The 23,575-nt window shown below is 42.3% G+C and carries 22 protein-coding genes and 1 pseudogene; 14 read left to right on the top strand and 9 right to left on the bottom strand.

The window, feature by feature from the left end; translation table 11 throughout:
• Positions 1-52: 52 nt before the first annotated feature.
• The 9 genes from NQ550_RS12140 to NQ550_RS12100 form a co-directional block, all read right to left on the bottom strand.
• Positions 53-2,482 carry a VirB4-like conjugal transfer ATPase, CD1110 family gene (locus NQ550_RS12140; protein ID WP_117472563.1) on the bottom strand — a complete coding sequence of 810 codons (2,430 nt, stop codon included), beginning with the start codon at positions 2,480-2,482 and terminating at the stop codon, positions 53-55.
• Positions 2,430-2,834: a PrgI family protein gene (locus NQ550_RS12135; protein WP_003529188.1), complete on the bottom strand. Its 405-nt coding sequence runs from the start codon at positions 2,832-2,834 to the stop codon at positions 2,430-2,432. The genes NQ550_RS12140 and NQ550_RS12135 overlap by 53 nt, the downstream gene beginning before the upstream one ends.
• Before the next feature lie 21 nt (positions 2,835-2,855).
• Positions 2,856-3,725, bottom strand: a complete 870-nt coding sequence (locus tag NQ550_RS12130; RefSeq protein WP_025581197.1) for a VirB6/TrbL-like conjugal transfer protein, CD1112 family — start codon at positions 3,723-3,725, stop codon at positions 2,856-2,858.
• Between the two features lie 16 nt (positions 3,726-3,741).
• Positions 3,742-3,957, bottom strand: coding sequence for a Maff2 family mobile element protein (locus NQ550_RS12125; RefSeq protein ID WP_002610321.1), 216 nt, complete (start codon positions 3,955-3,957; stop codon positions 3,742-3,744).
• Between the two features lie 198 nt (positions 3,958-4,155).
• The gene (locus tag NQ550_RS12120; RefSeq protein WP_002610319.1) at positions 4,156-4,323 is read right to left on the bottom strand and encodes a hypothetical protein; all 168 of its coding nucleotides are present in this window, start codon (positions 4,321-4,323) and stop codon (positions 4,156-4,158) included.
• A complete protein-coding gene (locus NQ550_RS12115; protein ID WP_217292088.1) occupies positions 4,316-6,106 on the bottom strand; it encodes a VirD4-like conjugal transfer protein, CD1115 family in 1,791 nt (596 codons plus the stop codon). Before NQ550_RS12115 ends, NQ550_RS12120 begins: the two co-directional genes overlap by 8 nt.
• Positions 6,103-6,585: a PcfB family protein gene (locus NQ550_RS12110; RefSeq protein ID WP_021395806.1), complete on the bottom strand. Its 483-nt coding sequence runs from the start codon at positions 6,583-6,585 to the stop codon at positions 6,103-6,105. Before NQ550_RS12110 ends, NQ550_RS12115 begins: the two co-directional genes overlap by 4 nt.
• Before the next feature lie 93 nt (positions 6,586-6,678).
• The gene (locus NQ550_RS12105; RefSeq protein WP_004611927.1) at positions 6,679-6,897 is read right to left on the bottom strand and encodes a DUF5348 domain-containing protein; all 219 of its coding nucleotides are present in this window, start codon (positions 6,895-6,897) and stop codon (positions 6,679-6,681) included.
• A 24-nt stretch (positions 6,898-6,921) separates the two neighbouring features.
• Entirely contained in the window at positions 6,922-7,896 is a 975-nt protein-coding gene (locus tag NQ550_RS12100) for a DUF6017 domain-containing protein (RefSeq protein ID WP_022399381.1), read from the bottom strand.
• Between the two features lie 625 nt (positions 7,897-8,521).
• On the opposite strand from NQ550_RS12100, the gene NQ550_RS12095 reads away from it, so the two are divergent.
• The 14 genes and pseudogenes from NQ550_RS12095 (at position 8,522) to NQ550_RS12030 (ending at position 23,531) form a co-directional block, all read left to right on the top strand.
• Complete coding sequence (locus NQ550_RS12095) at positions 8,522-9,013, top strand: sigma-70 family RNA polymerase sigma factor (RefSeq protein WP_025577142.1); 492 nt, start codon at positions 8,522-8,524, stop codon at positions 9,011-9,013.
• Between the two features lie 6 nt (positions 9,014-9,019).
• Entirely contained in the window at positions 9,020-10,855 is a 1,836-nt protein-coding gene (locus NQ550_RS12090; RefSeq protein WP_025577140.1) for a hypothetical protein, read from the top strand.
• A gap of 217 nt (positions 10,856-11,072) precedes the next feature.
• Positions 11,073-11,924, top strand: a complete 852-nt coding sequence (locus tag NQ550_RS12085; RefSeq protein ID WP_025577138.1) for a CPBP family intramembrane glutamic endopeptidase — start codon at positions 11,073-11,075, stop codon at positions 11,922-11,924.
• The gene (locus tag NQ550_RS12080) at positions 11,908-12,684 is read left to right on the top strand and encodes a C39 family peptidase (RefSeq protein ID WP_197724762.1); all 777 of its coding nucleotides are present in this window, start codon (positions 11,908-11,910) and stop codon (positions 12,682-12,684) included. Before NQ550_RS12085 ends, NQ550_RS12080 begins: the two co-directional genes overlap by 17 nt.
• A gap of 11 nt (positions 12,685-12,695) precedes the next feature.
• Positions 12,696-13,400, top strand: coding sequence for a response regulator transcription factor (locus NQ550_RS12075; RefSeq protein WP_008703658.1), 705 nt, complete (start codon positions 12,696-12,698; stop codon positions 13,398-13,400).
• A gap of 43 nt (positions 13,401-13,443) precedes the next feature.
• Positions 13,444-14,721, top strand: coding sequence for a HAMP domain-containing sensor histidine kinase (locus NQ550_RS12070; RefSeq protein ID WP_081018870.1), 1,278 nt, complete (start codon positions 13,444-13,446; stop codon positions 14,719-14,721).
• Positions 14,722-15,554: 833 nt separating this feature from the next.
• Positions 15,555-15,906 (top strand): annotated as a pseudogene (locus NQ550_RS12065) (transposase).
• Entirely contained in the window at positions 15,869-16,966 is a 1,098-nt protein-coding gene (locus NQ550_RS12060; RefSeq protein ID WP_029676814.1) for an RNA-guided endonuclease TnpB family protein, read from the top strand. Before NQ550_RS12065 ends, NQ550_RS12060 begins: the two are co-directional and overlap by 38 nt.
• Positions 16,957-18,771, top strand: a complete 1,815-nt coding sequence (locus NQ550_RS12055) for a M56 family metallopeptidase (protein ID WP_025577128.1) — start codon at positions 16,957-16,959, stop codon at positions 18,769-18,771. The genes NQ550_RS12060 and NQ550_RS12055 overlap by 10 nt, the downstream gene beginning before the upstream one ends.
• A 479-nt stretch (positions 18,772-19,250) precedes the next feature.
• Positions 19,251-19,739, top strand: a complete 489-nt coding sequence (locus NQ550_RS12050; protein WP_025577122.1) for a sigma-70 family RNA polymerase sigma factor — start codon at positions 19,251-19,253, stop codon at positions 19,737-19,739.
• Positions 19,736-21,181: a hypothetical protein gene (locus NQ550_RS12045; protein ID WP_025577120.1), complete on the top strand. Its 1,446-nt coding sequence runs from the start codon at positions 19,736-19,738 to the stop codon at positions 21,179-21,181. Before NQ550_RS12050 ends, NQ550_RS12045 begins: the two co-directional genes overlap by 4 nt.
• A 93-nt stretch (positions 21,182-21,274) precedes the next feature.
• Positions 21,275-21,655 carry a hypothetical protein gene (locus NQ550_RS12040; protein ID WP_008703595.1) on the top strand — a complete coding sequence of 127 codons (381 nt, stop codon included), beginning with the start codon at positions 21,275-21,277 and terminating at the stop codon, positions 21,653-21,655.
• Positions 21,656-21,725: 70 nt separating this feature from the next.
• Positions 21,726-22,157, top strand: a complete 432-nt coding sequence (gene tnpA / locus NQ550_RS12035) for an IS200/IS605 family transposase (RefSeq protein ID WP_465221258.1) — start codon at positions 21,726-21,728, stop codon at positions 22,155-22,157.
• A gap of 45 nt (positions 22,158-22,202) precedes the next feature.
• Positions 22,203-23,531, top strand: coding sequence for an IS200/IS605 family element transposase accessory protein TnpB (locus NQ550_RS12030; RefSeq protein ID WP_025577116.1), 1,329 nt, complete (start codon positions 22,203-22,205; stop codon positions 23,529-23,531).
• Positions 23,532-23,575 lie beyond the last annotated feature (44 nt).

Raw genomic sequence — 23,575 nt, 5'->3', positions numbered from 1 at the left:
GCACCGTCGCGGGTCATTTTCTGCGTGATTTTATCGCGTGGTTTTAACTGTTTCATAGGCTGCTCACTTCCTCCGGCTTCGTCGTCATAATGCGGTAAAGCTCGGTATCTTTCGGGAAATGGTCTACAAAGGGAAGCACCACATTCCCATAAAAGATAAGTCCCTCGCCTGCTTCGGTGTGGGTTACATACTTCATCTGCTGTGGGCTGATATTTAACTGCTTTGCAAGGATAGCCCGGTCGCCCTGTGCCTGATTGAGCATGAGGACAAAATCAGAGTTTTCAAAGATATTTTCCACCTCGCGGGAAGCAAGCAAGTCCTTAATGTTCTGCGTGATAGCTGTGGGTATGCCTCCCCATTTTCTAAAACGCTTCCAAATCTCCACACTGTAAGCGGCGGTCTGTTCCTCTTTTAAGAGCAAGTGAAATTCGTCCATATAGTAGCGGGTAGATTTCTTTTCTGCCCGGTTAATGGTAACGCGGTTCCATATCTGGTCTTGCACAATGAGCATACCTAACTTTTTGAGCTGCTTCCCAAGCTGCTTAATGTCAAAGCAGACAAGGCGGTTAGAAAGCTCCACATTCGTTCTGTGGTTGAATACGTTAAGACTGCCGGAAACATACAGCTCCAATGCCGCTGCAATGCGGGCAGCTTCCGGCTCCGGCTGTTTTAACAGCTCGTCGTAAAGGTCGCCCAAGATAGGCATTTTTGCCGGGTCGGGGTCAGCAAGGTAGTCCCGGTACACATTCCTTACGGCGCGGTCGATGACGGTCTTATCAACGGGCTGCAAGCCCTCCTTGCCGCCAATGACAAGCTCGCAGAGGGACAGGATAAAATCACTTTTCAGTGCAAGGGGGCTGTCGTCCTCGCTGTAATTAAGGTTCATATCCATAGGGTTCACATACTGGGGCTTGCCGTCCATGCCTTTCCCGGTCGGGGATAAGCGTATCACTTGCCCGCCAAGCCGCTTGACAAGGGCAAAATACTCGGCTTCCGGGTCGCAGATAAAAATATCATCGTCAGTAATGAGAAAGGCGTTTGTGATTTCCCGCTTTGCCGCAAAGGATTTTCCGCTGCCCGGTGTTCCCAAGATAAGCCCATTCGGGTTTTTAAGCTGCTTGCGGTCGCAGAGTATCATGTTGTTGCTTAAAGCGTTCAGCCCATAATACAGGGCAGACCCGGTCTGAAATAGCTCCTGCGTGATGAACGGGATAAAAATAGCGGTGCTTGATGTGGTAAGTCCCCGTTGTATCGGGATAAGGTTCTCCCCCAAAGGGATAGAGGACATCAGCCCCGCTTCCTGCTGATAGTCAAGACGGGTCAGGGCGCAGTTGTATTTCTGTGCAATGCCCGCCGCCGCGAAAATGTCATTTTCCAGTTTCCGCTTCGTGTCTGCCATGTTTACCACAAGGAACGTGAGAAGAAACATTCGCTCGTTGCGGCTCTGTAAATCCTGCAACAGGTTCTTTGCTTCATTTCCAAAGGTGGCAAGGTCGGACGGAATTATATCCATATCGTAACCGCTTCTAACCGCTTTTTTCTGTTCCTCAATCTTCATCTTGTCAAGGTCAGTGATTTTGCGCTTAATGGTCTTGATTGCTTCCGACTGGTCGATACTTTTAATGTGGAGATTGACAATAACGCCTGTTTCCAAGTCCAACATATCCGCTAAGATACGGTCGTTAAGCTCCGGCGCAAGGATTTCAAGGAAGCTCGCCGCGCCGATTTTCTTCCCCATGCGGAAATATCTGCCCTCGCCAAAACGGAAAGAGGACGGGGCGATAAAATCCTTTGTAGACAGCCCCGACGGGGTAAGCCAGTCAAAGGAAAAGGAGAACGGCTCGCCCTCCGGGTGGAATACCCCATGCAGCACCTTTAAGCGTTCATAGCCGGATAAGGGGCGGGCGGTTACGCCAAGCACCTTGAAATTGTTAAACACGTCGGTTTCGATACGGGAAAGTCTTGATTTTGCAGCCGCCTTGTTATCGGCTTCAACGGTAAAGGTAATGTATTTGTGCTTCACAAGCCCGTTGTTGCCTTTACTAAGCTGATTTTTCAGCATATCCGAATACTCGGTGCGGATAGAGTTAAAAGCGTCCTCCTGTGCCGGGATAGTGATAGCTTTTTCTGCCTGTTCCCGCTGCGTCCCTTGATTGATGAAAGAAAGCTGCACGCTCACGCTCGCGTCAAAGTAGTTGAGGAAATCGCACCAGTTTTCAAAAATGGCGGTCTTATCGTCTGCCTGTGCAAGCTGATAATTGATGTCCTCGAACACGACGCACTTTGAATATCTCTTTTCCGTAACCTTGCAGATACCGTCCGGGTACATGGCAAGGTAAGGAATGGTCTGCTGTGCGGTGCGGGCTTTGCCGTCCCCCTTTGCCTTTCGGATAGCTTCGGCAATCTGTTTCTTTTCGGCGCGGGTCAGCTTACGCCTGTTTCCTGCGGCTTCCCGCGTCTTTTTTGTTTGTCCTTTTGACAATCGCTGATACCTCCTTTTCAAGTTTTCGCTGCTTTTCCAAGACAGCGTATAGGTTTTCGGTTCTGTAAGGTCGCTCCTTTGGGCGGGTAAACTTTGTCTGAACGACATTTCTTACCACCACTTCAAGGGGCTGCCCATGTTTTTCATACATGGCAAGCAGGAAACAGGGGAGCATGACGACAATCATCGCCATAGCCGCAAGGTTTGTCCCTGCGCTGCCTTTGAGCAAAAAAAACAGCGGCAGTCCGATTAAGAGAGCCGCCGCAAAACAAACGATTTGCCGCTTTGTCAGATTGAAAGCGACTTTTGTTTTGACTTTGGAAAGGTCTTTGGGTACAGGTACATACGCCAAGAAAATACCTCCTTTCTGCCCTTAGTGGGCGTTGAATATGGATTTTGCCAGTGTGCCGGATTTGAACAGGGAAAAACAGAGGATAACCGTATAGGCGGCAAGGGAAAATACCGCGCTGTGCAGATTGTCTGCGATTATCATATCGTTTACCAGTACGGCGTAAATACCGACACATATCATAATGAGGAAGCCTTGAAAACCAAGAGCGAACAGCCCTTTTAGGTAGTTGTTTCCAATCTGTCCCCATTCTCTGTTGGTCATGGTCGCAAATGGAATAGGCGATACCGAACAGTAAAGGTAAATCTCTATCATTCTGCCGTAGAGGATAACGGTTATCAGTACGGACATGATTTTCATGCAAAGGCTTACAAGGCTTGTTTCAAGCACAAGTAAGAGCAGTTCGGGGATTTCCATATCTTCAAGCCCCTCCTGCATGGTGGCAAGGGCTTCGGCAACGTCGATATTCGTATCGCCGCCGATAACCCCCGCTGCGCCGGAAACGATATGCTGCGCCATATCAAAGACCGCCATTGTGATGTTGAACGTGTTGGTTACGATAAACACCGCGACAAAGGCTTTGAATATCCACTTAAAGAACATGAATGTTTCTATGTCGTGCATATTGTTCTTTTCCGTTACCATGCTGATTAGCTCGTAGCATAGGACATAGGTAATGACAAGCCCCGCAATCGGAACGATTACATTTTCAGAAAGGGTCTGTATCATGCTGAAAATATTTGCGTTCCAACCCTGCGGGGTCTGTCCTACCTCGTTTGCGATAGTCCCGACTTTTTCGTTTACGTCCCCGAACATAGTTGACAGATTACCGTTTATCGCTCCGATAAGGATTTCCTTTATCCATTCGTTAATCGCGTCAAGTATGCTCTGCATAGGCAGCTACCCGCGCTTAACCGAACAAGCCGGAAAGCAGAGGTACAAGGATAGTGCCGATAAGGGCAACGCCGCCGCCCGCCATGAGCTGCTTAATGCCCTGTGATTTTGCGCCCGGATTATCATTTCCGTAGCCCTCCAAGAGATTGATAACGCCCCAAATGCCAAGTCCTGCTCCAAGAGCGATAACCAAAGTCTGTAATACGCCGATTGCGCTGTTGAAAAATTCCATAAAACTCCTTTCTGCCGCAAATGCGGCTTGCCCGTAAAAGGGCATAAAAAACGGCGGTCAGTTTTCAAACTGCCGCGGTCATAAGTCCCCGCGCTGCCTAAATGTCTGCTGCGCGGCGGTATTCAGTTGTCAGTGTGGGCGATAGGAATTTTTGTAGGGGCGCGTATCATGCAAGTTGTCTTTTTCTTTGTTACTGCGTCAATTCCTCCTTTCTTTTCGCTGCTGCTCATACAGGGCTTCACACCGTTTCACAAACTGCCGGATAGCAGCCTGCCGCTGCTGTTCCCGTCGTTCAGCAATCGAAACAAGCCCGTTTATGGCTTCTGTGATTTTCTTGTCCTTTTTCTTTCTGATACGTCTATTCATGGTCGGTGTCCTCCTGCAAATCGCTTTCGCTGATTTCGTAGTAGTCAAATACTTCGTCCGGCTTCACAAGGGCGGGTCTGCGCCTTAAATGCTTTTCCATATCAAAAGTATTTTTCTTGTCATAGTCGGAAAGATATTTATAGTTGGGGTGCTTTGTAATGTCGTACTTATCAGAGAAGAACGGGCGCACCCCTCGTAGCTGTAAAATACATTTCCCGCCGTCCATAACCGCTATTTCATCTTCCGTCATAAGCTGCTTGCCTAACTTCTGATAATTCAGCCCATGCGATACCTCGCGCCCCCGGTTCTCGGAAGTGTTGAAGCTGTCAATGGTTTCTTTCCCCAAGATTTCCGACATTTCTTTGAGGGTGGTTTTCTCCTTGCCGCCCAAGAAAAGGGTGGTGTCGCAGTTGCCGACTATGGTATCGGCGTTGTCCTTATAGATTGCCTTTAACTGGCTTTGCGACTGTAAGATAATCGACGCGGAGATTTCCCGGCTTCGTATGGTGGCTATGAGCTTTTCAAACTTCGGTATCTGCCCGATATTTGCAAACTCGTCTAACAGACAGCGCACATGGACGGGCAGCCTGCCGCCGTATTCATCATCTGCCTTGTCGCAAAGCAGATTGAAAAGCTGCGTGTAAAGAATACTCACGACAAAGTTAAAAGTATCGTCGGTGTCGCTGATGATAACAAACAGGGCGGTCTTGCGGTCGCCTATGGTGTCAAGCTCCATTTCGTCGGTTTCCATAAGGTCGCGCAGCTCCTTAATGTCAAAAGGGGCAAGCCGCGCACCGCAGGAAATGAGAATAGAGCTTCGTGTCTTTCCCGCAGATAACAGGAATTTCTTGTACTGCCGGACGGCAAAGTGTTCCGGGTCTTTTTCCTCCAACCGTTCAAACATGAGGTCAACGGGGGACTGAAATTCCGGGTCGTCCTCGCGGGCTTCACTGGCATTTATCATTTCAAGCAGCGTCGTGAAGTTCTTTTCTTCCTCCGGGGCTTCGTACCAAATGTAGCCGATAAGGGCGCAGTAAAAGAGCCGTTCCGATTTTACCCAAAAATCCTCCCCGGCTTTTTCCCCGTCCCCTTTGGTGTTGGCAATCAAGGTATTTACCAGTTTCAAAATGTCTTTTTCGCTGCGGATATAGGCAAAGGGATTATAACGCATGGATTTCTTAAAATTTATCGTGTTCAGCACCTTTATCCGATACCCGCCGCGCTGTAAGAGCTTCCCACACTCGACTAAAACCGTACCTTTCGGGTCAGTTACAACGTAGCTTGAGTGCATTTGCATTAAGTTGGGCTTCACAAAAAATCTCGTCTTGCCGCTGCCGCTTCCCCCGATAACAAGGATATTTTTATTCCTTGCATACTTCGGCTGCTTCGGGCGGCTGTTCATGGTAAGCCGTTCCGTCTGTGTCAGAAGCACGTTATTTTGAAATACCGGGTCGGTGTAGGGCTTAATATCTTCGGCAGTTCCCCAACGGGCAGAGCCGTATTCGATACCTTTCCGGTATTTCTTCGCGTTCTTGCCTTTTACATAGACAATCAGCCGGATAAGCACCGCGCCTAAAATTCCTATCAGTAAATCCATAGGGGCAAGGCTCGGAAGCGGGTTTGAAAAAGCCATAGAAAAGCCCTCCCCAAGCGACAGCACCTTGCCGGACAGGTCAGCTCCCGGCGCAAGGCGTACCGCCTGCCCGACTTTATCAAAGAGATACACAAAGAGCAGATAGGGAATGTTGGGAAGCAGCAGCTTTTTCCAGTTGATAGCGTTCATCTTGCAATCCCCCTGTCTTTGTTTTTTACTTTGTCCCGCTGTGCGTTCAAAGCCGCCGCCTTTTCTTTGAGGGAAACAATCAGCTTTCGGATAGAGGGCTTTTGTTCCTGCGTCAGCTTCTTTGCGGAAAACTCCTTGAAAGCTGCGGTCAGTGCGTCCGCGTCCCGTCCCTTGAAGAAAACAAGATAGCGGGGCGGGATTTCGGTGCTGTCTTTCTTTAGGGCAAAGTCAATCCCGTACTTTTTCGCCGTACTCTCAAAGGCTTTGATATTGTCCTTTGTGATTTCAATGTTGGAAACGCCCGCGTTCTGCTTCATAAGCTGCTTTAGGGTCTGTTTGCCATGCGGGATTTTCTGTCTGTCATGCTGCTTTTTCATCTGTGCAAGCAGGGCTTTCATAGCCTTTTGGAGCTGCTGTGCCGTCAGTTTCCCGGTTTTGATGTAAAGGGCTATGGTCTTTTCGTTGGTTTCCTCCTGCAATGGGTGTCCTCCTTTCATGTTCTATGGTGGTATGCCCGCCGCCGGGAAGCGGGGCGGGCATGAAAAAAGAGCGTCCGTTTTCACGCCGCCCTGTTAAATCCGTACCCGCAGCCCGGAAAGGTCTGCCGCCCGAATACCCACAAGATACCAGTTGTCCCCGTACTCCATACGGGTAGGCTTCCATTTGCCCCGCACAAAGACCTCCATGCAGTCGCCGCAATGTAAGCCCCCGTAGTAGTCGTTTACGTCAAAGCGAATGTCGTAGCGGTCAGCGGTTTCATCAAAAATCAAAGCTCCTGTTTTCTGTGTCATAATCAAATCCTCCTTTGGGTTGGTTTACAGGCTTTCGCCCTCGTTGCAGGTGTAATCGGGTATGCCGGATTTTTTCGGTTTCCCATAAAAAGTACCATCTGCCATATCGTGAGATACAAGGGACGTGTAATAGCTGCCAATCGTAGACGGGGCATTGAAAAGGGCAGCTTTCATGTACTGCTTGATGTTGCGGATTTTGGTGGTGTTTTCCTGCATACAGTCAAGTACAAAGCGGATATGTTCGCTGTTCAGTTTCATAAACCTTGCTTTTACAAGCTCTGCCGGGTAGTCGTCCCCGGCGATACGGATTGTTTTTCGTTTGGTGCAGACGGTTTCAAGAATAAGGGCAAGGATTTCCTCTATCCTGTCCCGGTCAAGGTATCTGTCCTGTATCAGATAGTCGTACTCAATATTGTCCTTGATGATTTCCTCATACACGCTGTATGCGTCTGTCGCTTCCTTTCGCTTCCGTTCCGGCGGCTGTGCCGCGTCCTCTAAGGGAGAGGGATTTAGGGAATGGAAAGGAATGGAATGGGTACTTGATACATCTGTATTTAATTTTTCTTTTTTGGGTAAGTTAGTTTTTAATAGTTCTTTATTTAATTGCGTTGGATTTTCCGACGTCGGGTTATCCGGTGTCGGATTTTCCAATATCGGCTTATCCGCTGTTGGATTTTCCAATACCGGACAATCCAATGCTAGGGGCTGTGGCTGTTCGTAAATGGTGTACTCGATAGCGGTCATTTTGCCTTTCTCGTCGCGTCCCTGCCGCCTTGTGATATATCCGGCTTTTTCAAGCTCCCATACAGCGGTGCGGATAGCGTCGATACTTTCCCGGTTGATAAGGGACAGCCCTGCAAGGGTGTAGTCCCAATCTTCGGGAAGTGAGAGCATTTGCGACAACAAGCCCTTTGCCTTTAGGGAAAGTTCCTTGTTGCGTAAATGGTGGTTGCTCATAACCGTATAACCTTTGTTCTTTTCCACGCGGAAAACTGCCATAGCTTCATCACTCCTTTGGTTGGATTTGTTACGCAGTAGAAACGCGGTTTTGAGGGAAAAGGTATCAACCCTTGCATTTCTCATTTCCGCGCTCTAAGAGCCGCATAAATCAAGGCTTCATTTGCCCTTACTGCGTAACATGAGGGCATAAAAAAGCAGCGTTCCTGTTCTCCAGTGTAGGAGTGAGAAACGCCGCCTTATAGGTGGTGTTATTTTATTTTTTCTTTTCGACGTGCCGCGTAAGGTGGTGTAGCGGTCTATCCGGCAGCCCGCAGGTGCTTTTTGCATATCAAGGCTCAATCCGTTAAAAGTAGTAAATGAGTAGTAAAATCAATTTGCAAACCTGCGAATATGCCCGTAAATCAAGCATTTTTCAAGACAATCAACTAATTTAGTAACAAATTAGATGTTATTACTGATGTGGAAGAAGAGGAATAGTAATTATACCAATTCAACAATATGCAATAACAGAAAACACTCCACTGCCGATAAAAAAGGTAGCTTTTCCCTATATCTACACGCCATAGGTATCGAAAACCTATGGCGTTTTTTATAAAAATTTTTTCTTGAAAGCAAATGGCTGTTTTTCAAGTCTAATAATTATAAGAAGAAAAGGAGGTACTTTATGGATGCTTTAATAACAGAGGCTAAAAATGGAGATAAAGAAGCATTTGTCAGATTAATCCGGATGAATAAGCAGAGCCTGTATAAGACTGCCTGGATTTATCTTCGGGATGAGCAGGACATTGCTGATGCCCTGCAAAATACAATCCTATCCTGCTATGAAAATATACAGAGACTGAGAGAACCGAAGTATTTTAAAACCTGGCTGATGCGGATCCTTATAAATGAGTGCAAGGACATTCTCCGCCAAAAGAACCATGCAGCAGAACTGGATGATTTTGCAGAAGGTGTACATTGTGAAGAACTGAATCTCTGTGAATGGAAACAATTGCTTTTATGCCTGGATGAAGAAAGTAGGAAAATCGTGGAACTCTATTATTTTGATGAGTTTTCAGTTAAGGAAATCAGTGCCCTTCTTGAAATGAACAGCAATACCGTATCAACCAAACTTTCCCGGGCAAGAGCAAAATTAAAAAAGGTGATCAGGAGGTGAGACTATATGAAAGAAATCAGAAGGATTTTAAAAGAAGAAACTGCAATACCGGAAAATATTGATAAAGCCATGGAAGATGTTCTGAGCGGAATTTTAAATTCCCCAGACGAGAAAACAACGGGGGCTTTAAGTAAAAAAACAAATGGAGAAAGAACGAAAAATTCAGGAAATAAGAAAAAAATAATTCGGATTCTTCTTCCGGTAGCTGCTATATTAGGAGTTAGTACTGGCGTACTTGCAACAAATATCGGACGACTGTATAAAGAACTTGAACAACAGGGGGTCGCTGAACAGGAGGCAGCTCAAATGGTTGTCACAGAACCTGAGTCAACTGCAGAAAATGTGGAAAATATTACTTCTTATCCAATAACTCCCGAGACGGTCGATTGGAATCAGTCCATGTTGACTGTTAAAGAAGCGTATTTTGATGGCGGTGGTTTAAGTTTTCTCGGAGAACCTTCCAATGAGGCAAAGAATTATATGATCACTTGCCGTGATCATGCAACGGTGAATGGAAAAGATGCACTGGCTTCTTTAAATAAAATAGAAGGAGAAGATCTTTATTATGGGCATATTACTTTGTATGATGACGCTTTGATTGAGAAAATATTAAAAGAAGATTCTGAAGTAGAACTTTCCATGACTATTCAGGCATATCCTGTTTATGACGGTAAGATTTATTATACCTGGAAAGACACTGAAGCTTACGAAAAGATTTTTAAAATTGGTTCTTTTACAGATTCAGAAGGAAAGGTTTCTTATGCACTTCCTGCGGAGGACGTTTACAGAGGATATACGCCTCAGACTCTTACGTTAACCCTTCCATTAAAGGATGAAGTAAAGGATATCATTGAAAAATATAGAAAAGAAGGGAAATTGCAGGCTGCTGACACCGGAATAGAACCATCTTCGGGCGAGAGTACGCAGAACACAACAGATTTGGAAAGTTCGTCAAATACTACGAGTGTAAATGAAAAATATGATCCGGAGAAAACAATATTGCAGGTAAAGGAAAACCATGTAACAGCTTCTCTGCCGGGAAAATCAGGAACCCTTACGATAGAAGCTGATATTACCGGAAATACTGATGACGTTTCAAAGGGAGTTCTGAAAAAATGCAATATATCAGGGAAAGACATCTGCTCCTGGTTTGGCGGGAAAGATGGATGGGAAAAATCTGTAACAGATGAAACGGTCTGGGAAAATAAAGAAAAAGGACTGCAGTTATTTATTTCGGATGGGATGATAGAGTGTGACGGATTAAGTGAAAAAGATCTGGGATTTTTAGGTGAGAATACGGAAGATGAGAAATTAAATATTATAAATCAACTGTTTTCCAAAGCTGATTTAACTGGAACTTCTGTAAGAAAATCAATTAGCGACATGACGGAAGGATATGATTATTACGACACAGAAATTCTGTTGAATGGAATACCGGCAGGTGGACTTTCCCAGTATCATTACCAGGGAAGCGCAGGATTTGGTCTCAAGCCTGAAGACTGCTATTTCAAAATACCGATCCCGCTTCAGGTGAAAGAGAAAGAAACAGTCACTATGCTTCCCATGGAAGAAATAATGAAATCGGTGGAACAATATGTAAAAGAAGGAAAAATCGGATTTTTTACGGAAGAGGACACGACGGAGAAAACAGAACCAATCACGATTCCAGTTACGAAAATCCGTCTGAAATATTATATTGATGAAACCGCAGATGGACTTGTTTACAGGCCTGTATGGAGTTTTTGCTGTCCTTACCAATGGAAGGATTCACCAGAAGAACAGGAATTGTTTTATATAGACGGAGAAACCGGGGCTTTGATCCGGGACGCATTTGGATGGTAGACATGAAAAACAAATTTTATGGGGAACATGACCATGGATGATGCTATAGCTTCTAAGGCAAAGCTTTCGTCATAGGCCTTGCATCTGCTTGAAGATAGTTAAGAATAGTTAAGGTACAGTTAAATGAACAGGTAAGAATTAAATGTTATTGTATAAGTACATTCTAAGAGATAACTCTTAGAAAATAATACATGAGGAGAAAAGTAAAGGAGCATTTATGAAAATAAAATGTACGTTCCATATTGCAATAGCATTCATTCTTATTCAGCTTACGGATGAATTTAGTATAGCATTTGCATATGGGATATGTGAGAAGAATCCATATGTGAGAATTCTATATGTGACATTTGCGATTTTGAGCCTGCTGACCATGATATATTTATATACGAAGTATATTATAAGAATTCAAATGCAGGATTTGTTTTTAGGAATGCCGCTTCCGAAAAAAAAGTGGTGTATAACAGCGGTATTAATGCCGGTATTAATATGCCTTTTTTATATATTTTTTACAAAGGGAACATTTGAAAAAGGAAACCTTACATATAAAGAAATCATAGATGTAGTTACAATTTCTATTTTATCATCAGGTATTAAAGCGGCAGTAACAGAAGAAATTGTCTTTCGTGGTATGATTTTAAGATTGCTTCAGAATACTTTTGGAAAGAAATGTGCAGTGTTTGTTTCAAGTTTTTTATTTGCTGTTTATCATTTTGATGGGATTGATACTTCTGATATAAAAAAAGTAATTATGATGATTATTTCTGTTGAAATTGCAGGAATTGCATTGGCACTTGTTACAGAGCAGACAGGTTCTATATGGTCTTCGGTTATAATTCATTGTCTGTATAATATTCTATCAGGAGAAAGCCAGATTTTTCATATTGATGTGGCACAGAACTTTCCTGCAATATGGATGTATACTGTAAACAGTAAAAATATGTTGCTTACAGGAATTAATGGTTCGGTAGGGTTTACAGCTTCAATTCCAACAATGGCAGGATTTACCGGGATCATATTAATGGTGATTTATGATGAAAAAAAGAAAAAAACATATGGGAAAAAGTTGTAGTAAAATTATTCTTCTGATTTTAATTCTGGCAGCATGGATAGTTGTGACAGTAAGAGCGAAAAAAACTGAAGAGGGTATTATATTGACAGATGCTTACAAAAAACAGATAATGGAAAGTGCAGAGTGGAAGAAGATATTTTTACATACAGAAAATTACCCGGATATTCTTTTAGAGGATTTAAAAAGAAATCCGGAAATGCTGGAATTTGTCGAAGGATACAATGATGTACATAAGAAGTCTTCTGAAGGACTTACATTTGAGGAACGGAAGAAAAAAGTTCCTTTATTTATTCAATGGGATAAAAGATGGGGATATGAACCTTATGGAACAAGTGATATAGGAATTTCCGGATGTGGTCCGACGTGCATGGCAATGGTAATATACAGTTTAACCAGAAATACAGAGGCAACACCACTTGTGCTTGCGCAAAAATCCATGAACGAGGGATATTATGTAGATGGTATTGGAACATCCTGGAAATTCATGAGAGAAGCTGCTTTGGATTACGGTGTAATTGCTTCGCAATTTGATATGCTGGGAGAACAGGAAATGGCCGACAGACTTAAAGATGGAAATCTGATAATCTGTGCTATGGGTCCCGGAGATTTTACAAATTCAGGGCATTTTATTGTTATTTATGATTATTCCAGAAAGAAATTTTCTGTAAACGATCCATTCAGCTATACAAACAGTTCAAAAAAATGGGAATATACGACCCTGATTTCTCAATGTCAGCAAATATGGGTATATGCAGTTTAGAAGACGAAAGGATGAAAATGGATAATCATATTTTGGTTGTAGAAGATGATGCAGCAATTAGAGAAGGAGTGAGGATACTTCTTGAAGGTGAGGGATATATTGTTCAGGAAGCAGAGGATGGATATCAGTGTTTGAAAAAAGTATCAGATGATATTGACCTTGTTATTCTTGATATTATGATGCCGGGAATATCCGGGATAAAAACTTGTGAAGAAATTCGAAAAATCTCACATGTTCCAGTGTTGTTTCTGACAGCCAAAAGTCAGGAATCTGATAAATTACTCGGACTTATGGCAGGAGGTGATGACTATCTCGTGAAACCATTTTCGTATGCGGAACTTCTTGCCCGGGTTAAAGCGTTACTACGAAGATATCATGTATATAGTCAGACATTACAAGGTGAGAAGACAAAAGAACATTGGATTGAATATGGAAAAGTAAAAGTGAATACTCAATGTAATGAGGTATTCCGCAATGAAAAGGAAATCAGTCTCAGAGAAATGGAATACAGAATCTTATTGCTTATGATGGAAAACCCGAAAAAGGTATTCTCGGTAAAAAATCTTTATGAGAGTTTGTGGGAGGAGCCGTTCTTATATTCATCTGGAAATACTGTTATGGTGCATATCCGAAGATTACGAATGAAAATCGAAGATGATCCACAAAAGCCAAAGATGATTCAAACCGTATGGGGAAAGGGATATCGCCTTGGATAAAATTTGCGGAAGTAGTTTGACAGGCAAGATAATTTGCTATCTTATGCAGGGGTTATTAGCAGGTTTATTAGTGTTAAGCGTGACATATTTCGGGGGAAAGGGGTTACTGCAACGCTTTTTCTTTCGTACAGGATATGTTTATGCTGAAGAGACAGAACGTGCAGAAGAACTTCAGGAATATGTCACACAAAATAAGTTGAGTGCATCTGATTATAAAATGTTGAAAAAATGGGGTACAGAACGAAATATTGATGACTTCACGATTTCAAGGGGAAAATGGCTGTTGTTTGATATTTCCTACAACGGTAAAATTATGTATGGCAGCAGAGAAATACCAAATCTGACATGGAGAATGTACCACAGAATTTCATTTAAGGATGGAACGGCAGATGTATATATATATGAAGGAACAGCGGATAAATATTTTAACATATTGATGGTCTTTTCTGTTGTACTTGGAGTCGCGGCGTGTATTGGAATTGTTGTATCCGGAATGTATGAGAATGTAAAATATATACAATGCCTTATGAAAGAGGTAAATATAATCAGCAGAGGAAATTTGCAGGGGAATGTAACTGTTCAGGGAACAGATGAAATTGCACAGTTAGCCAGTGGACTGGAACATATGAGACAAACATTGGTGAAAAAAGAGCAGATAGAGTATGACCTGAAGAGCGCACAGGAGAAGCTGGTGTTAGGAATGTCACATGATCTGCGTACTCCTCTGACTGGTTTGATGGCATATCTTGAGATTCTAAAAAAGCAGCAAAAAGAAGGTGCGGTTACTCAGGAATATATAAATAAAGCCTTTGATCGTGTACTTCAGATCAGAGATTTGTCGGAGCAGATGTTTGAATATTTTTTTGTAAATTCACGACACCATATAGAACTGGAACCTGCAGAAGATATTATGTGTGCTTTTGGAGATTATCTTTCTGAACTGTGTGCTTTACTGGAATATGAAGGCTTTAAAGTAAATACAGATCGGTTGGAGTGGAGACAGATATCTGTATGTATAAATACAGATTTTATCGGCAGAATTATGAATAATATTATTTCTAATATTGAAAAATATGGAAAACATGAAAATGAGGTATGTATACAGCTTTGTTATGGGAATGAAGAAGTAGGAATCAGTATTCAAAATAGTATTACCAGGTTTGATTCTGAGCATCAAAAAACAGGGATTGGGTTGCAGAATATTTCTATTATGATGGAGCAGATGGATGGGCGAATGGAAGTTAACGCAGACGATTTAACTTATTGTATAGTTTTGTATTTTCCAGAGAAAAAAGAGTATCATAAAATTTCAAAAGTATAGAGAAATCTGTTGGCATAGATGCCTGTTCAGGCAGACAATCATAAACAAGGTATCCGCAGAGTAGAAAATTATTTACACGCCATAGGCATTGGAAAAAACCTATGGCGCTTTTTATGTCCATTTCTGAAGGAGTACCGGAAATAAAACTGGCACAAGTAAAAATGAAGATGGAGTTTCAGAGTGAAAGTGATGGAGCACCACTCTGAGTGAAATTTACATAACATGATTCACTTGAAAAATCACCTGTTCTTTGTAAAAAATATAAAATTTTGTGCATGTTTTGTATTATATCTTTTATGTAAATTCAGTATGAACAGAGTTATTATAATGACGTAAAATCCAAAAAAATCAGAGAAAATTGTTGAGGTACATAGCATGAAATCTAAGTACATGGCAGTAATACCGTTTTTGTTTGCTTTTGGGGTATTACTGATATCAGGATGTTCAGTTACAACACAGAAAAGTACATTTTCACAGGAAAACATGCCAGAGATAATCATTGGAAGTGACGATTTTCCACCTTTTAACAAATGTAGCAAGAATTCTCCCACCTCTTCAGGAAGGCCACTGAAAAAGTCCTTTTTGCGTATAAATTAACAAAAAATAAAGTACATCAATCAACTTTGAGACACTGTATATAGTATGAAAAAACAGTTTTTCAGCGGCGTCCTTCAGGTGGTGAGATGAATTGCACATCTGAGCATATCTGCTCAAAAAATCCCTATATTATAAAAGAAACACTTGTTCTCCGTTTCCTAATGTAGTATACTAAAAAAGAACAATTAGTTCGTAAATATATATCAGTCGATATAAGAAAAAGGATGATAAATATAATGGAATTAGACCATAATTCTCATTCAGTATTTCTGTTATACTATCATCTAGTGATGGTTATAAAATACAGAAGAAAAGTACTGAACGACGAAATATCCGAAAGAGCAAAAGAGATCTTTGAGTATATCGCACCCCAGTAAATTCATCAATGCCTATAAAAGCGCCAGCAGCAGGCTGCTGAAAAAAGAGTATCCCAAGATAAGAGAAAAACTCTGGAAAGATGCATTCTGGAGCCAGAGCTTCTGTCTGCTCAGTGCAGGCGGGGCACCGATTGAAACGATACGACAGTATATAGAAAGTCAAGGTGAGAAGAATGAACCGCGCCGTAAAAATAAGAATCTATCCAAATAAAGAGCAGAGAGTCCAGATAGAGAAAACAATCGGCTGCAGCCGCTTTATTTATAACCAGATGCTGGCGGATAAGATCAGCTATTATCAGAAAGAAAAAAAGATGCTCAGGAACACACCGGCCGGATATAAGAAGGAATACCCCTGGCTGAAAGAGGTGGACTCCCTGGCCCTGGCGAATGTGCAGCTGCATCTGGAAAGTGCGTTCCGGAAGTTTTTCCGGGAACCATCCTGCGGATTTCCACGCTATAAATCAAAAAAACGTGCAGGAAATTCCTATACGACCAATGCAGTAAACGGGAATATCTTTTTGCAGGATACCCATCTGAAGCTTCCAAAGATGTCTGCCATAAAGATAAAATTCCACCGGCAGATCCCGTCAGACTGGGAACTGAAGTCTGTAACTGTGAGCCGTGAGCCATCCGGAAAATATTTTGCAAGTCTTTTGTTCTACTGTGAGAGCCAAACAGTGGAAAAAAGTCCGGCAGAAAAATTCCTTGGGATCGATTTTGCCATGCGGGGAATGTGTGTATTTTCCACAGGGGAAAGAGCCGGGTATCCTATGTTTTACAGGAAAGCAGAGAAAAAACTTGTAAGGGAACAGAGGAAACTCTCCCACTGTGAAAAAGGAAGCAGGAATTATCAGAAACAGAAGAAGAGAGTAGCGCTGTGCCATGAAAAGATAAAGAACCAAAGAAAAGATTTCCAGCATAAACTCAGCAGGGGGCTTGCAGAAAGATATGATGCGGTATGTGTAGAAGATCTGAACCTGAAGGGCATGTCCGGAGGCCTGCATCTTGGAAAGGGCGTGCAGGATAATGGGTACGGGCAGTTCCTGTCCATGCTGGGATACAAATTGGAAGAGCGTGGAAAGAATCTTATAAAAGTAGACCGTTATTTTGCATCCAGCAAGATCTGCAGTGTATGCGGACATAAGAAAAAGGAACTGGCATTGTCGGATAGAGAGTATGTCTGTGAGTGTGGAAACCGGATGGACCGGGATGTGAATGCGGCAGTCAATATCCGGGAAGAAGGAAAAAGACTTTATAAAGAATGTGCCTGACGGCACAGAAAAAGATCCGTATCCGAATAAAAAATAAAACCGCAGGATACGCGGGGATAGCCTGTTTTAGCTTTGCCCTAAAGGGCAATCGAGCAGGAAGCCCCCACTTCAAAATCGTAAGATTTAAGTGGTGGGAGCATGTCACAGGACGTGTATCAGCGAGATGGAAGTACTTTATCTGGCTGTTGATTACGATAAGCCTTTGTGTTCCGGTGCGCCTTCCGGAGAATCTGGCACTGGTGGATTTCAAAGTACTTAGAAGCAGTCAACAGAATACGCAAAACCCGAAGATAACGGATTACGCAGTCAGACCAGAGGAAAGTCAGAAGATAACAGAAACCGTATCATCTGCGAGCAATGACATGAAAAATCTGACAGAAATCCCGGAACAAAAGAGAACTGTCAGGTACGAATCAGATAAATGGCTGGGAATTGTGGCTGTGATTTTTGTTGCTGTCTGGCTGAGTGTAGCGGTACTTAAACTGACAGGAGAATTGCTGGCATATTATTTTTCTATAAGGAATCTGGAACGGATGAGTCTGCAGGTAAGTGATACGGTGGGTATTCAGATGTACCGTGCAGCATGTCAAAAGAAGCACGTACGCAGAAGACCGGAGCTCAGGCAAAACGCAGGTCTTACCACACCGCTTCTTGCGGGACTTTTTCATACAAAATTGTATCTACCAGCAACCGGGTATTCAGCAGAAGAAAGAAAACTTATCTTTTACCATGAACTTACACATTACTGTCATCGGGATCTCTGGTATAAGATGCTCCTTCGAATCTGTGCATCGATATACTGGTTCAATCCCTTTCTTCTTATCATGCTGAAAGAAGCGGATAAGGATATTGAGAATCTGTGTGATACAGCAGTTGTTCGCAGAGTTAATAAAAAAGAACATAAATTATATCGACAGCTGCTTCTCAGGACAGTGGCCATGGAAAATCAGATTCCATATGTGTCAGCAAGTCTTAATGACAGCGAAATGGTGTTTAAAGATCGGATTCTGTATATGGTGAACATTCGGAAGCTTCGCAGAGGAATTCTTCCGGGAATTCTTGTGACGTTGCTGCTTGCAGGCGGTAATCTGGTATTTAATGTTTCTGCCGGGACAGATACAGTTTCAGTAGAGACGGAGAAGTCTGGTATTGAAAAAAATGCAGATTCAGAGAAAAATAATGTACCGGATTATGCACCGTTTTCTGAAATGGTAACTATGCAGAAAGATGCTGAAACACAGGGCGAAGGAGGGGTGACAGAGAATGCAGATACAGAGGATTCTGTAGACGAAGAGGAAAAAGCAGATGCGGAAACAAACGATGAACCTGCTATGGAAAACAGCGGACAGGTAAGTGAAACGACCGATGATGGAATTACCTCTGACAACAACGAGTCTGTTTCATCTTATGAGAATCTGCCAGCAGGCGTACCATATACCAGTGGATTCACTACTGCTTCCGGTGTAGCATCAATTGTAGCACCGGGTGGAGGAGATGAAGAATCCAGAGTTCTTTACGATAACGGAGATGGGACCTATTCTGATGATTATGGGAGCCGATACAGTTATCAGGGAGATGGAAACTGGGCAGATGCTAATGGCAATTCATATCGTACCTGGAATGACGAAGATTATTATTCCGGAAACCAACTGGAACAGCATGAACTCCAGGGCAGTAACGGTACCGTTACTGTAAAAGAAACAACAAACGGAGATTATTACTATTGTGACGCAGATGGGGTCGGATACACAGACAATGGTGATGGCACTTGGACGGATGAGAATGGGAACATCTATACAGAATAAACAAAGAAGCAGGACAATGGGGATGCTACCCAATGCCCTGCTCCTTTGTTTATTCAAAATGAAGTTTCTTAAATCTTTGAAGCCGCAAAATGCTGCAAGCTCTTTCTTTGATTTTGATGTTGTGCAAAAAGCCAAAATCTGTTTGGATACCGTTGATGCTTCCGGCTCCTGTCTGTCAGCTAGATTTTCCAATGGGATAAATTTACTGGATTTACGCACAAGGCTGTAACATTCGTTGATTAAGATACGGATTAACCAGGTCCGGGCATAGTTATCGTTTTTTAATGTACCGACGTTGGAAAAAGCCTTCACAATTGTATATGGGTAAGAAGTAAGACAGGTGTATAATGTCAACAGAGGGGAAAGATTTATTTCCTCTATTATAAAAAAATAAAGTTTATTTGGGGATATTTTGAAAAGCTGTACGTCTAATCTATGTAAATGAAAATTGCCGACCGGCTAAAGAAGGTGGTGTTAAAGTGACCAAAGAAGAATTAGGGACGTTGATTCTCAATTCAGAGAGACAATTGTATTCTACTGCCAAAACAATTTTAATTAACGATCAAGATTGTGCGGATGCTATTCAGGAAACGATTGTTAAGGCATTTTCAAAGATTGGAACTTTGAGAAATGACAAATATGCCAAGACTTGGTTGATTCGTATATTGATCAATGAGTGTTATACTCTTTTGAGAAAGTCGAGTAAACTTGTTTCTTTGGAAGGGATGAGTGAAATGACAGAAATTGAGACAGATCAGAGAACTGACTATAGCGACTTGTACAGAGCCGTAAATTCTTTGAAAGAAGAATTACGAATGCCAGTTATTCTGTACTATATTGAGGATTTCAACATAAAAGAGATTGCGCAGATTTTTGAGATAACCGAGGGAGCAGTTCAAAAAAGACTTGCCAGAGCACGGGGAAAGCTTAAGCGTAATTTACAGGAAAGTGAGGAGTTGACAGTATGAGGTTAGAAGATATGAAAAAAGATATTCCTGAAACTCCGGAGTTCATCCACACGATGATCCAAAGCGAAGTGAAAAAACAGCTACAGGACACGAAGGTGGTTAATATTCAGACAAGGAGAGTGAAAAAATGGACAGGTGCCAGAGTGGTTGCAGCAATAGCCGTATGTGTATTGGCTACATCGACCATAGTCTATGCAGGTACCAAATTATATCATATGTTTTTAGAAAAACAAGGAGCCTACAGTATCGTAACGGGAATTAAGGCGGATGGCAGCACAGGGAAAATTAATCTTCCTGAAAGAATTCATGATATAGATATCTCAGCAGGATATATTCCAGAAGGAATGGAATGGATTGATGAATTTCATCTGGAATATCCTGAGCATGATCGAACCGGAGGATTCAGCTTTGCATCTGTGCTTTTAGACGAGGATGATTTGAGCAAAGTAATGCAAGATAAGAATGTTGTTGACTGTGAGGAACGAACTTTTGGCAATTATGAAGGTGTATATCTTAAATATAATGACCTGGCAGAGGATGGATCTTTTAATCAAAGGATTTACCTTCTTCGCCCAGATGTATATCGTGTAATTACTGTTTATATCGGTGATGATATTTCAAAAGAGGATGCCATTAAAGTGGTAGAAAACCTTGTAATCACTGAAAATGATACAATGATTGAAACCGCTGGTTTGTATACGTGGAGCGAAATGGTATCCCCTGAAGAATCATCGGGAGAAGCAGTGATGACTTCTATTGCAGATAATAAATTGCTAATGCATCAGATTGGTGAAGTGTTTGATATATCAGCATCTGGTGAAGACAGAGATGGCAACTATATTGAAAATGATAAAATTTCAGTTTGTGTTGATGCTGTTCAGGTGGAGGACAATCTGCAGCTGCTTGGTCAGAATAATGTGCCGGAAGAATGGACTGATGCAGTTGGAACTGATGGAAATTTAGTAAATAATACGCTGTCTTATATTAAGTCCGGTAATGGCATTGATTCAGTGGATGAGATTGTAAAAACAGAAAGTGTGAAACAAAAGCTCGTCTATGCGACAGTTACTTATACCAATAAGTCAGATGAAGAAATTAACCATATGCTTTATATTGGTACATTGCTGTTGATGGACCATGAAGATGGATCATATCAAATTTACGATCCGACAGAACCGTCCGGAGATGACTACGATCGTGTTATATGGGATGGTGTTGCACGTACAGCTGAAATGACATACAACAGTATATCAGAGGATTATGGAAATGGAGGAAACTATATTTCTTCATTAAAACCTGGTGAGAGTATACAGGTGAATATGGCATGGATCGTAAATGAGAATGACTTGAATAATATGTATCTGAATCTTAACGGTGATGGAGCTGCATATGAGTTTTCAGATTCAATGTTAAAAACAGGATTGGTGGACATATATCAGTAATGAAAATCTTATTATAGAGAAGAGGCTGTCCGTAGTGGGCAGCTTCTTTTAGATGCAGCGTTCGGTACGGATTGCTTAAAAACATCATTCCAGATGCTATACTCTATCATTAACCTGCCAAACATCAATCTGGGACAGTTGCAGATAATTCTTGCCGCAGCAGGCTTGCTCTCCGTATTAGCAACGGTTAGCTGTACGCTATTCCTGTCTGCGAAGTTTAAAGATACCCTGACGGTTTTACTGATCTCTATTGTGGTTCTTTTCATGCCGCTTTTTGCTTATGTGGCGATGGGAGCAACATGGTTCTCCACCATACTTCCATCTGCCGGAATTGGTATGCAGAACAATTTCCTTTATCAGCTGGCGAATTTCAATTATCTGCATATCGGTGGAATGAGCTTCTGGACACCGTATGGATTTCGGCAGGAATTGAATAACTGTGCGTCGCATTCTCGTTACTTAGTGATGAGTTAGGCGCACTTTTTTTAAAAAACGAGCAGAACAAATGTTTGCAAACACTTCTTGCATATGATATAATATAAACATGGAGAAAAATATGTTTAATATCAATAATAATGAACTTTCATATGGTAGAGGATATGTGTATTCCCTACAGTACCATCTGGTATGGTGCACAAAATATCGGAAAAAGGTTTTAAAAGATGGTATTGATGCAGAATGCAAAGAAATGCTCTGTGATCTTGCAGAAGAATATAAATTTCAGATTCTGGCAATGGAGGTTATGCCGGATCATATCCATCTGCTTGTAGATTGCAGACCACAGTTTTATATCGCTGATATGATCAAGATCATGAAGGGGAACATTGCCCGGCAGATGTTTCTTGCGCATCCAGAACTGAAGAAAGAGCTTTGGGGAGGGCATCTGTGGAATCCATCTTATTGTGCAGTAACGGTGAGTGACAGGAGCAGGGAACAGGTATGTTCTTATATCGAGGGGCAAAAAGAAAAACAGTAACCTGAAAGAATCCGTTTTTTATATTTGTAAGAAAGAGGAAAAAAGATGAGGACAGTATCCAGTTATGGTGTAGAATTGCGAAAACAAAATATCCCGATCCGCCAGACACTGGATATTTATCGTTCTGCGGTCAGTTGTCTGATTGAGATCTATGCCCAGATATGGGATGAACTGGCAGTGATCACAGAACCTAAAAAACGTTTCAACACGGCAGAACATCTGGTACATACCACCAAAAAGAACCAGGCAAGGTTTGATTTTGACCTGCGTTTTCCAAAGATGCCTTCTTATCTCAGAAGGGCAGCTATCCAGCATGCCCTGGGAAGTGTATCCTCATATAAGACAAGGATGGAACTGTGGAAAAAAACGGATCAGAAAGGCGGCAGGCCGAAGCTGGTGTGTGATAATCATGCCATGCCGGTATTCTACCGAGATGTGATGTATCGTGAGGATACAGAAGAAAAAGATGGAGCGTGCCTGAAACTTTATGATGGTCATGACTGGAAATGGTTCCGGGTCAGCCTCAGCCATACAGATATGGAATATCTAAGAAAGAACTGGGCAGGAAAAAAAGCTGCAGCACCCGTGCTGGAAAAAAGGCATCGTAAATACTTCCTGCGCTTTTCTTATACGGAAGAAGTGCCGCTTACAAAGACACCTGTAAAAGAACAGATCATCTGCAGTGTGGATTTAGGACTCAATACGGATGCAGTCTGTACCATTATGCGGGCAGATGGAACTGTCCTGGGAAGAAAGTTTATTGATTTTCCCAGTGAAAAAGACCGGATGTACCGTGTGCTGGGACGAATAAGCAGGTTCCAGAGGAAACATGGTTCTGCACAGGTGAAAAGCAGATGGGCCTACGCGAAGCGTCTTAACACAGAACTTGGAAGAAAGATTGCAGGTGCAGTCACAGGATATGCAGAAGAAAACCATGTGGATGTGATTGTGTTTGAGTATCTGGAAATAAAAGGAAAGATATCCGGAAGAAAGAAACAGAAGCTGCATCTGTGGAGAAAAAGAGATATCCAGAAAAGATGTGAACATCAGGCGCATCGCAGAGGGATGCGGATTTCCAGAATCTGTGCATGGAATACCAGCAGGCTTGCCTATGATGGGTCAGGAACAGTTGTCCGCGATCCGGGCAATCACAGTTTATGTACATTCCAGAATGGAAAAAGATATAACTGTGATCTTTCAGCGTCCTATAATATTGGAGCAAGATATTTTATACGGGAACTTTTAAAACCCATTCCGGTAACGGAAAGGTCTTTGCTGGAGGCAAAAGTCCCTTCAGTAAAGCGTAGGATCTCATGTGTATATGCGGACTTAAGAGAACTATTTTTAGAAATGGAACTCTTAAGAGCAGCATAAACACAGGCAGATATACAGCGGACTACCTGTGGTGTGGGAACCTG

This window comes from Blautia wexlerae DSM 19850 (assembly GCF_025148125.1).
GTDB lineage: Bacteria > Bacillota > Clostridia > Lachnospirales > Lachnospiraceae > Blautia_A > Blautia_A wexlerae.
Note: the sequence above shows the minus strand (reverse complement) of the source record. Positions and strands in the feature narration are given on the sequence as shown.

Excerpts from the sequence above, each read along its gene's own strand:
- NQ550_RS12130 (WP_025581197.1), bottom strand. The coding sequence starts at position 3,725 with ATGCAGAGCATACTTGACGCGATTAACGAATGGATAAAGGAAATCCTT.
- NQ550_RS12125 (WP_002610321.1), bottom strand. The coding sequence starts at position 3,957 with ATGGAATTTTTCAACAGCGCAATCGGCGTATTACAGACTTTGGTTATC.
- NQ550_RS12120 (WP_002610319.1), bottom strand. The coding sequence starts at position 4,323 with ATGAATAGACGTATCAGAAAGAAAAAGGACAAGAAAATCACAGAAGCC.
- NQ550_RS12115 (WP_217292088.1), bottom strand. The coding sequence starts at position 6,106 with ATGAACGCTATCAACTGGAAAAAGCTGCTGCTTCCCAACATTCCCTAT.
- NQ550_RS12105 (WP_004611927.1), bottom strand. The coding sequence starts at position 6,897 with ATGACACAGAAAACAGGAGCTTTGATTTTTGATGAAACCGCTGACCGC.
- NQ550_RS12100 (WP_022399381.1), bottom strand. The coding sequence starts at position 7,896 with ATGGCAGTTTTCCGCGTGGAAAAGAACAAAGGTTATACGGTTATGAGC.
- NQ550_RS12095 (WP_025577142.1), top strand. The coding sequence starts at position 8,522 with ATGGATGCTTTAATAACAGAGGCTAAAAATGGAGATAAAGAAGCATTT.
- NQ550_RS12090 (WP_025577140.1), top strand. The coding sequence starts at position 9,020 with ATGAAAGAAATCAGAAGGATTTTAAAAGAAGAAACTGCAATACCGGAA.
- NQ550_RS12085 (WP_025577138.1), top strand. The coding sequence starts at position 11,073 with ATGAAAATAAAATGTACGTTCCATATTGCAATAGCATTCATTCTTATT.
- NQ550_RS12080 (WP_197724762.1), top strand. The coding sequence starts at position 11,908 with ATGGGAAAAAGTTGTAGTAAAATTATTCTTCTGATTTTAATTCTGGCA.
- NQ550_RS12075 (WP_008703658.1), top strand. The coding sequence starts at position 12,696 with ATGAAAATGGATAATCATATTTTGGTTGTAGAAGATGATGCAGCAATT.
- NQ550_RS12070 (WP_081018870.1), top strand. The coding sequence starts at position 13,444 with ATGCAGGGGTTATTAGCAGGTTTATTAGTGTTAAGCGTGACATATTTC.
- NQ550_RS12060 (WP_029676814.1), top strand. The coding sequence starts at position 15,869 with ATGAACCGCGCCGTAAAAATAAGAATCTATCCAAATAAAGAGCAGAGA.
- NQ550_RS12055 (WP_025577128.1), top strand. The coding sequence starts at position 16,957 with ATGTGCCTGACGGCACAGAAAAAGATCCGTATCCGAATAAAAAATAAA.
- NQ550_RS12045 (WP_025577120.1), top strand. The coding sequence starts at position 19,736 with ATGAGGTTAGAAGATATGAAAAAAGATATTCCTGAAACTCCGGAGTTC.
- NQ550_RS12040 (WP_008703595.1), top strand. The coding sequence starts at position 21,275 with ATGCTATACTCTATCATTAACCTGCCAAACATCAATCTGGGACAGTTG.
- tnpA (WP_465221258.1), top strand. The coding sequence starts at position 21,726 with ATGGAGAAAAATATGTTTAATATCAATAATAATGAACTTTCATATGGT.
- NQ550_RS12030 (WP_025577116.1), top strand. The coding sequence starts at position 22,203 with ATGAGGACAGTATCCAGTTATGGTGTAGAATTGCGAAAACAAAATATC.